Origin of the sequence: Paenibacillus anaericanus (assembly GCF_003994475.1) — a bacterium.
GTDB lineage: Bacteria > Bacillota > Bacilli > Paenibacillales > Paenibacillaceae > Fontibacillus > Fontibacillus anaericanus.
The window spans coordinates 16,390-30,303 of the sequence record NZ_RZNY01000015.1 but is presented as its reverse complement, the minus strand read 5'-3'; the positions used below and the strand labels follow the sequence as shown (position 1 = coordinate 30,303).

Annotated in this window: 12 protein-coding genes; all 12 read left to right on the top strand. The window is 45.5% G+C overall.

Annotated features, from left to right (window positions below):
• The first annotated feature begins 3 nt into the window (after nt 1–3).
• Nucleotides 4–1,185, top strand: coding sequence for an exonuclease SbcCD subunit D (locus tag EJP82_RS17345; protein WP_127193338.1), 1,182 nt, complete (start codon nt 4–6; stop codon nt 1,183–1,185).
• The gene (locus EJP82_RS17340; protein WP_127193337.1) at nt 1,186–4,620 is read left to right on the top strand and encodes an AAA family ATPase; all 3,435 of its coding nucleotides are present in this window, start codon (nt 1,186–1,188) and stop codon (nt 4,618–4,620) included.
• Nucleotides 4,621–4,875: 255 nt separating this feature from the next.
• Nucleotides 4,876–5,574 carry a response regulator transcription factor gene (locus EJP82_RS17335; protein WP_127193336.1) on the top strand — a complete coding sequence of 233 codons (699 nt, stop codon included), beginning with the start codon at nt 4,876–4,878 and terminating at the stop codon, nt 5,572–5,574.
• Nucleotides 5,571–6,566, top strand: a complete 996-nt coding sequence (locus EJP82_RS17330; protein ID WP_127193335.1) for a sensor histidine kinase — start codon at nt 5,571–5,573, stop codon at nt 6,564–6,566. The genes EJP82_RS17335 and EJP82_RS17330 overlap by 4 nt, the downstream gene beginning before the upstream one ends.
• Nucleotides 6,567–6,714: 148 nt before the next feature.
• The gene (locus tag EJP82_RS17325; RefSeq protein ID WP_127193334.1) at nt 6,715–7,485 is read left to right on the top strand and encodes an ABC transporter ATP-binding protein; all 771 of its coding nucleotides are present in this window, start codon (nt 6,715–6,717) and stop codon (nt 7,483–7,485) included.
• Nucleotides 7,460–9,412: an ABC transporter permease gene (locus EJP82_RS17320; protein WP_127193333.1), complete on the top strand. Its 1,953-nt coding sequence runs from the start codon at nt 7,460–7,462 to the stop codon at nt 9,410–9,412. The genes EJP82_RS17325 and EJP82_RS17320 overlap by 26 nt, the downstream gene beginning before the upstream one ends.
• Before the next feature lie 103 nt (nt 9,413–9,515).
• Nucleotides 9,516–10,865 (top strand): ABC transporter substrate-binding protein, encoded by a 1,350-nt coding sequence (locus EJP82_RS17315; RefSeq protein ID WP_127193332.1) that lies wholly within the window; start codon nt 9,516–9,518, stop codon nt 10,863–10,865.
• 313 nt (nt 10,866–11,178) lie between these two features.
• Entirely contained in the window at nt 11,179–11,541 is a 363-nt protein-coding gene (locus EJP82_RS17310; protein ID WP_127193331.1) for a histidine triad nucleotide-binding protein, read from the top strand.
• A gap of 138 nt (nt 11,542–11,679) precedes the next feature.
• Nucleotides 11,680–11,853, top strand: a complete 174-nt coding sequence (gene rpsU / locus EJP82_RS17305) for a 30S ribosomal protein S21 (RefSeq protein ID WP_044876085.1) — start codon at nt 11,680–11,682, stop codon at nt 11,851–11,853.
• Between the two features lie 16 nt (nt 11,854–11,869).
• A complete protein-coding gene (locus EJP82_RS17300) occupies nt 11,870–12,313 on the top strand; it encodes a GatB/YqeY domain-containing protein (protein ID WP_127193330.1) in 444 nt (147 codons plus the stop codon).
• A gap of 116 nt (nt 12,314–12,429) precedes the next feature.
• Nucleotides 12,430–12,723 carry a sporulation protein YqfC gene (yqfC, locus tag EJP82_RS17295; protein ID WP_127193329.1) on the top strand — a complete coding sequence of 98 codons (294 nt, stop codon included), beginning with the start codon at nt 12,430–12,432 and terminating at the stop codon, nt 12,721–12,723.
• Nucleotides 12,720–13,910 carry a sporulation protein YqfD gene (yqfD, locus tag EJP82_RS17290; protein WP_127193328.1) on the top strand — a complete coding sequence of 397 codons (1,191 nt, stop codon included), beginning with the start codon at nt 12,720–12,722 and terminating at the stop codon, nt 13,908–13,910. Before yqfC ends, yqfD begins: the two co-directional genes overlap by 4 nt.
• The last annotated feature ends 4 nt before the right edge of the window (nt 13,911–13,914 follow it).

The following is a 13,914-nucleotide window of genomic DNA, read 5'->3' as shown; positions in this document are numbered from 1 at the left end:
ACAATGCGTATTTTGCATACAGGAGACTGGCATTTGGGCCGAACATTGGAAGGACGGAGTCGTCTACTGGAACAAGAGAAGTTCTTGGATGAGCTTGTCGCCATGGCGGAAGATCAACAGGCCGACGTAATTATGATGGCGGGGGACGTATACGACAGCGTCAATCCCCCTGCTGCTGCTGAGGGAATGTTCTATGATGCTGCGGCTCGCTTGAGTGAAAATGGACGCCAGTTGGTGGTAATCGCGGGTAATCACGATCAACCAGAACGTGTCTCGGCGGTTTCACCGTTAGTATCGCGGCAAGGGATTTCTTTAGTTGGACTTCCCTCTTCAGAAGCGGTTAGGATCCACATACCAAGGACTGATGAGATTGCCATCATTGCAGCATTGCCTTATCCATCGGAAGCACGGCTTTCCGAGCTACTGGCTGGTGAAGGGGATGAGACAGAACTACGCTTGGCATACAGTGCCAAGGTAGGTATGTTAATGCGGCAACTGGCTAGCTCTTTCCAGGCGGATACGGTTAATTTGGCAATGAGCCACATTTATGTACTTGGCGGGGTCGAAAGTGATTCTGAACGGCCAATCCAAGTAGGTGGTGCTTATACGGTCGATCCTTCAGCGATGGATATTGGTGCCCAATACACGGCACTTGGTCATTTACATCGTCCTCAGGCGGTGAAAGGAAACGGCATGATTCGTTATAGTGGCTCTCCTCTTGCCTACAGTTTTTCAGAAGCGGGGCAGGCGAAATCCGTGATGATGTTAGATATAGCTCCCGGGGGTGTCCCCAAGGCAGAGGAGTTATTTATAAGCAGCGGCCGGCCTTTGGTCAAATGGGTGTGCCGTGGCGGATTGGAAGAGGCTCGCCGCTGGCTTGATGAGGGCAGAGATAGTAACGCCTTTATTGATCTTGAGATCAGCCTTAGCGAAGCGATGTCGCTCGGAGAGATTCAATCTCTGCGTAAGGCTCATGAAGGTATCATACACATTCGCCCTCTTTACCCTGCTCTTGAAGCAGAAACCATGTTATCTTCACGTGCTCAGATGCCTGTTCCTGAACTGTTCCGTAAATTCTACCAGCGACAGACCGGAGGAGCAGAACCAGAAGAAGAATTAGTTGAGCTGTTTATGTCGCTAATCTCGGGTGATGACGAAACCAAAGTAGGGGAGGGTGAAGAATAAGTGAAACCCATATTGTTGAAATTGTCGGGGCTACAGAGCTACCGGGAAACGCAGGAAATTGATTTTGGCGCATTGTGCGAGATGGGACTGTTTGGAATATTCGGTCCTACAGGCAGTGGGAAATCGACAATTTTGGACGCAATCACCCTCGCCATGTATGGCAAAGTAGGTCGCGCTTCGGGCGGCACGCAAGGCATCATGAACCAATCGGAGGATTCCTTATTTGTCTCGTTTACATTCGAGTTGAACTCAGCTCAAGGCACAGAGCGTTATCGTGTGGAGAGACGCTTCAAACGACAAAATGAACTATCCATTAGTAATACGATCAGTCGCTTTATTGAAGTGCTTCCTGAGGGGGAGAAAGTGTGGGCTGACAAGCTGGCCGATGTGACCCGCTGTGTTGAAGAGAAGATCGGACTTAAAATGGACGACTTCACCCGGGCTGTTGTGCTACCCCAAGGAAAATTCGCCGAATTTCTATCGCTGAAAGGTGCGGATCGGCGAGCTATGCTACAGCGATTGTTTCATTTAGAGAAGTACGGAGATTTATTAGGTCAGAAGCTGGCTCGCAGAGTCAAGGAGACTGACAATACACTTCGTGAGATTAGTGCGGAGCAACAGGGGCTGGGTAATGCTTCGGAAGAGATGCTACAAGAAGCGGTGGCTGCGATGAAAGCAGTGACGTTGCTGGCTACGGAGCGGAGGCATGAACTAAGCAAGGCGGAGCAGCGATTCGAGCAACTCTCGAAGGTGCGCGAGCTTAGTCAGGAGCATAATCGTCGGTTGACGGAGCTTGAGGTCTTGCAGGGACGGGAGTGTGCTATAGCTGAGCTGGAAGCGAAGCTAGCTAAAGCTACCGCCTCCGAGCAAATTAGGCCGACTATGACGGCTTGGAAAGAAGCTCAGCGGCTCAAAGCGGAGCGTGAGGCGCTTGCTTCAAGCGCCCATAAGGTGGCACTAGAGGCGGAAGCCTTAGCCAAGCAGGCTGTCGCTAGAGCGGAGATAGCATCAGCTGAGCTTAGCCGTGAAGAACCATTACTCTTGCAACGCTTAGATCAATTGGAGCAAGCGAGGTTATTACAGAGAGAATGTGACGCCCTCCTCTCAGAGCTTCGGGATCTACGGCTTAAGTCGCAGGAAGGAAAGACTCGGCAACAGCTCCTGAGTGAGGAGTCACATAAGGAGGAGCAACTTCTGGCCAAGGCACAGCTCCGTAAACAGGAGCTTGAAGAGTTGCTCAAGACATGCGAAGTTAAGGCCTCTGAACGACGGGAAGTGCAGGAGGCAGGAGAACGTGAACAAATTCTGTCCATGATGACTGGGCAATTGACCAGTATAGAGGCAGAAGAGACAGGACAACGCCTTAAGGTTGAAGCAGCTACCCTCAGGTTGAGGGAAATAGCTTCTAAAGAGCAAGAGGCGGAACTCGAGTGCAGGGACAAGGTTGCCGCTTTACTGCAAACGGCTGAGAACTTGTATACCCTAGATCATCGCGCCGCCGCTTATGTAGAGGTTTTAAGTCTCCATGAAGTTGCTATGCGACAATCGCTCAAAGAGCAAGAGAATCATGTATGGTCGGTCACTTTGGCAGGCGGGTTGCAAGAAGGACAATCCTGTCCGGTATGTGGATCAGCTCATCATCCGAATCCGGCTCTTAATGGGGACGAAGAAGATGCGGGTAGCGAAGCAAAACTTGCTGAGCTAGTAAACTTACTGAGCTCTCTTCGAGAACTTCGCTATGGACTGTCTCGAGATATCGATAATTGTCGGAGTTTACTAGAATTGTTAGGTGCACCTGAAGCAGACGGATTAAGCTCACTTGGTAAAGGGAGAGGCGAAGCGGCAGCTACCCTTGATAGTCAGCAGGAACGATATGACGGGGATGTCGTTCATTCGTTAGTTGAAGTTGCAACTGCTACAGAGAATCTGTCCAAGCAGTACGAAACGGAGCATTCCACGCTAGATAGGTTGCAACGTGATAGTAAAGTGGCTCAAGTAGCGCGGACCACTCTACAGCCTATTCGGGCTACGGCGGAAGCGGAGATGTCAGCAGCTACGGAAATGCTTACACAGTTAGCAGTACGGATAGAGACGCTTCGTAATGAACTCAAAGGTAAGCAGCAGGAGTGGGGACGAGAGCTACCTAACGGTACTACGGAATCGGCAACTGAACGCTTGAAACAAATCCAGGAGAAGGATGCGAAGAGCGAAGACATCAAACAACGGCTTACGCTCAGTACTCCATTCATAGAAGAGAAGAGTGCTAAGTTGTTGGCACTGGGACGAGACATTGTGGAACTAGATAAGGTTCTACTCCAATTGGAAACCCAGCAGCAAGGCAAACAGGAACTATTACTGGAGAAGCAGAACCGGTTGAAGACATGGACGGGTGGAGTCGATGTTGAGGAATTATGGAAGGAAGCCCAGCAACGTTTAAATGCTTTGCGGCTGGAAGCTCAGGAGAGTGCGCTACAACAAAGCCAGACACTAACCCAGAGCCATGAGTCGGCCAAAGCTGATGTTCTAGCCCAGCAGGCTGCGGCAGCTGCTCAAGAGCAGGAACAAACATGGCTACAGCGATGGATCGAAGAACTTGAACGATCTCCATTTAGTAGTGAAGATGAAGTTAAGGAAGCATGGATCGACAGTGAAGTGATGCTAAACTTTACCGAGCAAATTAGATTGCACCGAGACAGCGAGCGTGAGCTGCAAATCGCACTTAAAGAATTGGTTGCAAAATTAGAAGGTAAAACAGTTACTGACGAGGAGTGGGGGCAGTGTTCGGCCGCTTTGGCCATAGCTAAAGAACAAGATGAGATAGCCCTACAAAGTAAGGCTCGAACAGAGCGGGATTTAGAAGATTTGCAGAACAGGCATATTCGTTGGAAGGAGCTCCAGCAAACTCGGAGCAAATTGGAGCATGAAGCTGGATTGCTGAGTAAGCTACAAACTTCACTTCGCGGTAATGCCTTTGTCGAATATGTTGCTGAAGAACAACTGATGAATGTCAGTCAGTCAGCTTCCCAGCGGTTACGTTTCTTGACGAAGCAGCGTTATTCGCTGGAGACGGATTCTGGCGGCGGGTTCGTCATCTGTGACGATGCGAATGGAGGAGTTAAGCGACCTGTGGCTACTCTTTCAGGAGGGGAAACTTTCCTTACGTCATTAGCGTTAGCATTGGCACTCTCTGCGCAAATTCAGTTACGCGGCCAATACCCGTTACAGTTCTTCTTCCTAGACGAGGGCTTTGGAACACTGGATCCGGAGTTATTGGATACTGTTGTAACTTCGCTGGAGCATTTGCACAATGATCATCTCGCTGTAGGAATTATAAGTCATGTCGCTGAACTGCGTTCCCGCTTACCTCGTAAGCTGATTGTAGTTCCCGCAGAGAGTGGAGGAGAAGGCTCCAAGGTTATTGTGGAGAATTTATAAGTTTAGCTAGTAATTCAGCTTTTATAATCAGATTAGAGCTGTGTCGCTTGAATTCGCTTCTCTTAAAAATCTTCACTGCGACCGAGGAACGTATGCGACGCAGCAGAATGTTGGTATTATCAGTTCATACCCGACTGGTTCGGGGATGGACTTTTTTTTATCCTCTCCTACTTTTGAATTTATATTGGTTTCGCCGATATCTTACATGATTTTTCCAGATTGTGTTACTGTATTATTGACAAAAGGAGTGATAATATGGAAACCATTTTTATCATTGAGGATGATGCTAAGCTTGCAGGTCTACTGAGTGCTTACCTCTCCAAATATGAATATCATACAGTTATCGTTGATGATTTCAACAACGTGCTTGAGGCCTTTAAGGAAAGCGCTGCGGATCTCGTGTTGCTGGATGTCAATCTGCCCAAATATGACGGCTTTTACTGGTGCCGCCAGATTCGCCAATCTTCGCTATGTCCGATTCTATTCATCTCTGCCAGAGACAGCGGGATGGATCAGGTGATGGCGCTGGAGAACGGCGGGGATGATTATATCACGAAACCTTTCCACTATGAGGTCGTATTGGCCAAAATTCGTAGCCATTTGCGCAGGGCATATGGTTCATACTCACAAACCCAGGAGGAGCGTAAGCTGCATTCGGGTGCTCTAACCCTATTTCCTGAACGCTATATGATCCAATATGCTGGAGAATCAATGGAGCTGACACAGAAAGAGGCTATCCTGATGGAAGCGCTAATGTTAAAGGAGGAGCGTGTTGTCACCCGGGAGAAACTGCTGGATCTCATGTGGGAAGATCAGCATTTCATCGATGATAATACACTGAACGTCTATATTACGCGTGTCCGCAAAAAGCTCAAGGATCTTGGCGTAGGAGATGTTGTAGAAACGGTAAGGGGTGCTGGCTATCGTCTGAGTGTCTCCAGTGCAGCACCATGAGATTGTTCTGGAAGGACCAACTTCCGCTACTGCTCTTCTATCTGATTCAAATCATCCTTGTTCCTGTGCTGTATTGGATCTCAGGTGAGAACAGGCCTCCTGCGATCATGCTGTACGGTGTACTCCTGAGCGGCGTTATTCTTCTCTTGTACCTCGGCTATCGTTATGTTCAGCATCGCAGATTATATGCGCTATTAAGTTTTCCCAATAACATGCTTGTGGATCATTTGACACCATTGGGAGATGTTCCGCTTCCCGAGGCCGTTAATGAATTACTGCGGAACATGGATCGCCAGTATCAGGATAAGTTGAATGTGAATGTCCGACAGATGGACCAGCATATTGTGTTCATCAACCGCTGGGTGCATCAGATGAAGACGCCACTCTCTGTTATTCAGCTTACCCTGGAGGATTTAGAGGATGAAACCGCTAGCAGCATTCAGGAAGAGCTGGAGAAGCTGCGCAAAGGACTGGAAATGGTCATCTATACATCTCGTCTCGACCGTTTCGAAGATGATCTCCACGTAGAATCATTAATTCTCCGCAAGATAGTCAGCGAAGTGGTATCCGAGAATCGTAGATTATTTATTCGCCGGGGCGTATACGTGAATATTCAAGTTGATGCCGGATTCCGGGTGTATAGCGATGCCAAATGGCTGATTTTCATGTTGACCCAAATTTTGACCAATGCTGTAAATTACACGGCTGGATCCGGCAAAGCGGTGACGATCTCTGCACAGCGCCTCGGCAACGATACTATTCTCGAGATTTCAGATCAGGGCATCGGCATTTCTAAGGAAGATCTTAAAAGGGTATTCAACCCTTATTTTACCGGCGAACGCGGGCGCCAATATCATGAGTCCACCGGTATGGGACTTTATCTGGTTAAAGAAATTTGCACCAAACTAGGACATGCCGTCCTTTTGGAATCTCAGCCCGAAGCTGGAACCACGGTACGGATTATTTTTAACGGCAATACCCAAAGGCAGTAAACCGAACATAACCTTAAGTGACTTGTAAGATAACCTTAAGGTAAATACATAGCAGTGAAATGCCTCACCCTGTACATTGGAAACAGGACGAAGACATCTTGAAACAATGGAGGTGACTCATATTTCCTAAGGAAAGGAATGGAATCTATTGAACGTATTAGAAGTCAAAGCACTGAATAAAGTATATCCCGGCAAAGTGCATACCCAGGCCCTTACGGATATCCATCTCAGTGTTGAGAGCGGTGAATTTGTAGGTATCATGGGACCTTCAGGCAGTGGCAAAACCACATTGCTTAATATGGTATCTACTATCGACCAACCCTCATCTGGAGAGGTGAGCATCAATGGTAGTAATCCTTATAAGATGAAAAAGAAAGAACTGGCCCATTTCCGCCGCAGACAACTTGGCTTCGTCTTTCAGGATTTTAATCTCATGGAGACATTAACCGTAGCTGAGAATATTGTGCTCCCGCTTACGCTGGACAACCGTAAGCTGAGTGAGATGGAATCTCTGCTACAGAAGGTTGCAGGGCAACTTAACATTACAGATATCCTGAAAAAACGCACCTATGAAATATCCGGTGGACAACGGCAGCGGACCGCTATTGCCCGGGCGATCATTACTTCGCCTGCGATGATTCTGGCAGATGAGCCAACCGGATCCCTGGACTCTAATTCCTCACGGATCGTCATGGAATCTCTGGAGAATATTAACCACACGCAAGGCACCACACTGATGCTCGTTACCCATGATCCACTGGCAGCGAGTTACTGCAACCGGATCATCTTCATCAAGGACGGCAAGTTAGCCGCTGAAATTCACCGTGGCGATAATCGCCAGGCCTTTTTCCAGAGGATTATCGACACACTTTCGTTTTGGGGAGGGAATAGTTATGAACTTTCCTCAATTCGCGTTTAATAATGTGCGGCGTAACGCACGGGCTTATATTGCTTATTTTCTGAGCAGCGCTTTTATGGTCATGGTGTTTTTCGCTTATTCCGTATTCATTTATCACCCTGAGATTGCAAATAACGATATGGGACCCATGGCGGCCATGAGTATGCGAGTTGCAGCCTACATTGTGTATGTGTTCGCCTTTTTCTTCGTGCTGTATTCCATCGGTTCGTTTTTAAAATCACGCAATCTGGAGTTTGGGATTTTATCCATCCTGGGTGCCCGGCCGAGCCAGATTAACAAGCTGATCTTCCTAGAAAATATGCTGATCGGCATTGTTGCCATCGCAACAGGAATCGCTGGCGGCATGCTGCTCTCCAAGTTGTTCCTGCTCTTCAGCACCAAAACGATCGGAATTGAGGATTTGCCCTTCTACTGGCCAACCAAAGCGATGCTGGTCACTTCCCTTTCTTTCATCTCCTTATTTCTGGTCATCTCCATCTTTACTTTGCTGTTTATCCGCAAAAACAACGTACTAGAGCTACTACAAGGAAATGTTAAACCGAAACAACAGCCTAAAGCCTCCCTCTTTCATTCACTGCTTGGTGCAGTACTACTGGCTATCGGGTTTTATGCCCTGCGGATGGAATTAAGCCCCTTTGCTATTATTCTGGCAGCCGTTACGGGAATTACCGGAACCTATTTTTTCTACTCACAGCTGTCCGTTTTTTTCATTCGTCTGCTTCAACGCAGTCGGAGATCTACATGGCGCGGCACGCGGTTGCTCTGGATATCGGAAATGAGCTACAAATTGCGTGACAACTCACGGATGTTATTCCTGATTACCGTAGTGACTGCTTTGGCCAGTATGGGGGCAGGTGTTGTATTGGCCATTAACCAGAACGGAAAAGAGTTGTATACTGGGGAACCCTTTGCCATTACACAAACGTATTTCCGGACCTCATCGACAGAACCTGACCGAAGTATAATTCACCAAGAGCTAAAGGCAGCAGGTGTAGAGTATACGGAGACGAGAACCGATACGTTATATGCCTCAGTCCTTAATGAGGCAGGCAGCAAGAACGTGCTTCTGATCGGAATTTCTCAATATAATGAGCTTGCGCCTTTGATTGATCTCCCAGCCGTAACAAAACTTGGTTCAAATGAAGCGGTTCTCTTAGCTTCACCAGAAGTTGAAAGGGATGATTATATCCATAACCGTATGGTTACTCTGGATGAACAGCCCTCCGTATCCCTTTATATCAAGGAGAGTGTAACTACAGATTCTATAGAGTTCATGACTTCAATAATTCCTTTGCTGATTGTGCCAGAATCGTGGATGGAGACAGTAAGAGTAGCCAAATTGGCTGAAGAGGGTAAGGAGTTCAAACCTAATATCGATTATTACTATAAGGTACCAGCATGGGATACAGGTTCACTGCCTTCCATCAGCAGTCAGGAAACTAGAGTAGGTACCAAGCTGAGCAAATGGAATGTCGATATGGAGGGGAAAAGCGAGGAAGTGTTCCATCTAACTTCACGCGGCGCTACTTATATATCCCTCAAACAAAGTACAGCCATGCTCAGCTTCGTCAGTATCTTTGTCGCCTTAATCTTTTCGGTTGCATCGGCGAGTTTTCTCTACTTCAAGCTGCATAGTGAGTTGGCTGCGGACATTCGTATGTACCGTGCATTATCTAAGATAGGGTTAAGCACACGTGAAATGGCAGCATCAGCGACCAAACAAATTGCGGTACTCTTCTATATTCCAATTGTTGTAGCCGCCGTTCAGAGTCTTGTTGTCATCACCCCCATCCTTTCGGAGATGGGAATCATGCATGTGCTCAAACCGGTACTGATCACATTTGCTACGTATCTGATTCTACAAAGCGTCTTTTTCATCATTGTGAAATCACGATATATACGCAGTCTTAAGAAAATGATGGTTTGAAGGACACTTATTCAATCATTACCGTAAATTTTTATTTTGCTTAAACGTTTATATAAAGATTTATTGAAGAAATCATACAAAAAATTGAGTGGAGGTTTTATTTTTGAAGCGCAATTTATTACAGAAGGTATTCATCGTTAGTTTGAGTTTTATGTTAATGCTTATATCAGTAGGTTTTAGCACAGACCCAAAAAGCTCCGCAGATCCAGACAACCAGGTAAATACGAATCGAACTTTAAAAGTATTGTACTGGAGTGAAGAGGGATTCAATAAGACTTATGGGGATTTGTTTAGTAAGAAGTATCCTAATACAGACATTCAAGTAGTAACACTCACTGATGCATTAGATTACAACAGACTTATCGAAAAGCATTCACCGGACCTTGTTATGCTAGCTCCGTACAATTACAAACAAATGGCTAAGGAAAATAAGTTGGTAGATTTAGACCCATTAATTAAGCGTGATAATTACGACACGACAACGTTATACCCTAGCTTGCTTGATGAATTGAAGAAACAAGGCGGTGGCAAACTTTATGGGTTAAGCCCAACGGTGGGGTCGTATGCCATTTTATATAATGTTGATTTATTTAAAAAATACAAGGTTCAATTACCAAAGGATGGAATGACTTGGGAAGAAATATTGAAACTTGCTAGTAAATTCCCTACTAAGGGAGATAAGAATTCACGAATTTGGGGCCTAAGTTACATGAATACTATATCCAGCAATTTGGTCATGGATATTGCTAGAACAGAAGGGTTAACGTACATTGATCCAAATACCTTAAAGGCTACTGCGAATACAACTGCGTGGAAAAAAGCATATCAGCTGTCGATCGAGGCAAATAAGTCTGGGGTACTTGACCAAGGTATCAGTCTATCTGCCAAAAGTTCTTTGGAAAGCAGCACTTTCATTATGGGACGGTCAGCTATGAACGTAACCTCCATTTCTACTTTGCAGTACTTAAAAGCAGCAAATAGTGGTGTGAAGAATTATAAACCTTTTACGCTTGGTATGGCTGCTGGTCCTACGGATCCTAAGGATCGAAAGTCAACAGGAAATGTTTTTATTTCTGAGATATTCGCAATTCCAGCAAACGCATCTAATGTGGATGCCGCTTGGGATTTCATCAAATATCTTCATGGAGATGACTATGCTAAAGAATACTATAAATCCAACAACAATAATATCGGTGCTCCTCTGTCTCGCATGATTAAGGAGTACTCTGGTTACAGTTTGGATGCTTTCTATAAACTAAGACCCAATTTGGATTCAACTATAACAAGTTACGCTCTCTTCAGAAAGTCACAAAGTTTAGAATTAAACTTTAGAACAAGTGTATTTAAAGAACTTACACTGGTAGCAGACAAGAAAAAAACATTAGACAAAGCAGCTGCTGCCATTCAATCACAAACTCAAACTGCTGCTGATAAACTGAAAAAGGCTCAGTAATGGGTATAGTTTATTGTTTAGGTACCCGCTCGTAGGGGGAGAAAAGGTTTGAATATGCATTTTTTAAATATTTATTTTTAGGGTGATATTAATCACAGATACAGCTTCAACCCACTGTTATACTACAGTTAGCCGACATCATTTTTGCAAGCACCCCGTCGGACGTATTGGTGACAGAGAGTCATTATTTTCTTGCCAATACGTCCGTGCGACCAGCAAACTCCTTTTAGGAGGGAGCAGGGTGCTTCTTTTTTTTGTCTTTTTTCGGTATGATAAATTAAGTACTAGTACTTTTCTAGGAGGGCACCCGAGGATGGATAATTGTTTGTTTTGTAAAATAGTAGAAGGTTCAATACCAAGTAACAAAGTGTTCGAGGACGATTCATTTCTCGTGTTCCATGATATCGAGCCTGCGGCACCGACGCATGTTCTGATTATTCCGAAGAAGCATATCGCTTCGATGAATGATGTACAGTCCGAGGATTTTGCAATGATCGGAGAACTGCACCGAGTTGCTCAAGATGTTGCGATTAAACTAGGTGTTGCTAGTACAGGTTACCGGTTGATTAACAACTGTGGACCTGATAGCGGACAAGCTGTTGCGCACATTCATTACCACCTATTAGGGGGTACAAAATTAGGAGCGTTGGTGCAAAATTCACAGTCTCACGCCTAAGGGGAAAGTCGATAGAGAAATTGGAAGATAAAAAACCTGAGTGTCAGGTTGACACCATATTTATTTTTCCCCTATAATGAAGTGTGATGAACCGTGTTATAAGCTCTTGGACGGTCTGGTCGGAGGGAGGGAAAACTGGTGTCTGAAACTAAAGTTCGCAAAAATGAGACAATTGATGCTGCACTTCGTCGCTTTAAGCGTTCCATTGCAAAAGATGGTGTATTAGCTGAGGTGAAGAAACGCAAGCACTATGAAAAGCCAAGCGTTAAGCGCAAGCTAAAGTCCGAGGCTGCTCGTAAGAGAAAGTTTTAGGGGGATTTAAGTTACCATGAATCTTAGCGAGCGATTGAACGAAGATATGAAACAAGCGATGCGGAATCAAGATAAGTTCAAACTTTCCACCATTCGAATGGTTCGTGCCACGATGAAGAATCTTGAAATAGATTTGAAAAGAACTTTGAACGATAATGAAGTGCTTGATATCCTAGGTCGTGAGATCAAACAGCGCAAAGATGCCCTCCAAGATTTTGAGCAGGCAGGTCGTGATGATCTAGCCGAGAAAGTTAAAGCGGAAGCGGAGATCTTAGCCGAGTACCTTCCCGAACAGTTAAACGAAGAAGAAATTAAAGTCATTGTACAGCAGACCATCCAGGAAACCGGTGCCTCTTCGAAAGCTGATATCGGGAAAGTGATGAGTGCGTTGATGCCCAAGGTCAAAGGTCGGGCGGATGGCAAACTTGTAAACCAGGCGGTTCAACAGCTACTGCAATAGCCTACCCAATGAACACCTTCTACTCAGTAGAAGGTGTTTTTTCCTGTTTACCTTTCTCATAAATCAGTTACTCCTCGCATAATATTTGTACAGTAGAGGAAGGAGGACTGCACCTTATGAGCCGGATTGCTCGCAAATTCCGTAAATGGACGGTCGAAGCACTCGACTTGCCCAGAGATCTCGTATTTGATTTGCCCAGGCTCACCTTGATCGGAGGTAAGCAATTGTACATAGAGAACCACCGTGGTGTAATTCACTTTTCTCCTCAGGAGCTTCATCTTCAACTAAGTCATGGGACGATGGAGGTTGAGGGAAAAGGGCTTGTAATCAAGGCCATCATGCCAGATGAAGTTTTCGTTGAAGGTACTATATTGGGTATCAAATATCGAGGAACGGAGGATGAACAATGAAATCACCAGCCTTATCCCGTTTGCGGGGTTTTGTAACCGTTGTTGTTCGTGGGAAGCAAGGAAAACATGTTGAAGCTTTAATTAATGAATTGGCACGTCAAAACATCGAAGTATGGGAATTGAGACCCCTACCTAATGGGGATCTGGAGCTAAATATTAAGATAGCGGACTTTTTGTCTTTACGTCCGTTGTTAAAGGGGACAGGCTGCCGGGTCAGGGTTAAACGACGTTATGGTATGCCTTTTGTGTTCGCGCGACTTTGGAGGAGAAAATGGTTTCTTCTTGGTTTTGCAATGTTTATCTCCTTAATTTTTTGTTTAACTTCGTTAGTATGGACGGTTGAAGTTAAGGGGAACGTAAAAATTGTGACTGAGGATGTATTGAATGTTGCAAGGGAAGAGGGCATTTATCCATTTCAATGGGTTTTTCGGTTAAAGGAACAGGACAAGTTATCCGCTGAGTTGACACGTAAACTGCCAGGTACTTCATGGGTTGGCGTCTCCCGCACGGGAACAGTGATTACGATACAAGTTGTGGAGGCAAATGTCCCGAAAGAGAAAGAACTTGTTAACCCACGTCATTTGGTTAGTAATTCGGATGCTGTGGTGACTCATATTTATGCGGAGAAGGGCATGCCACAAGTAAGAAAGAATGATCGTGTCAAGAAAGGCCAGGTGCTTATCTCGGGCTTACAGGCAGGACAGTCAGTCGTGTCTAAAGGTGAGGTAAAGGGAGTTGTTTGGCACGAGTATAATATAGAAGTTCCACTTGTACACAAGCAAAAGGTGTATACTGGAGAGACGAGGAAGCGAGGCTTCTTATATTTTGGGAAAACAGCTATTCAGTTATCAGGTTACGGAAAGATAGAGTATGAACAAACACAGACTCTAACCGAGCTGGATCCTTTAACCTGGAGAAATCTGAAGTTGCCTCTCGGTTGGATGACAGAGAAGGTTTTTGAAACGACGGAAATTGAATTGAAGCGCACAGCGGATAAGGCGAAAGACGAAGGAATTATGCGGGCGCAAAGAGATCTTTTGGCCAAATACGGCACGGATACGGTTATTCTAGAACAAAAAATTTTGCATGAGAAGTCAGACAATGGTAAAGTTTATATGAAAGTGCTTTTTGAAGTAGAGCAGAATATAGCAGAAGAACTTCCAATAGTGCAAAGTCAAGGAGAATGAGGTC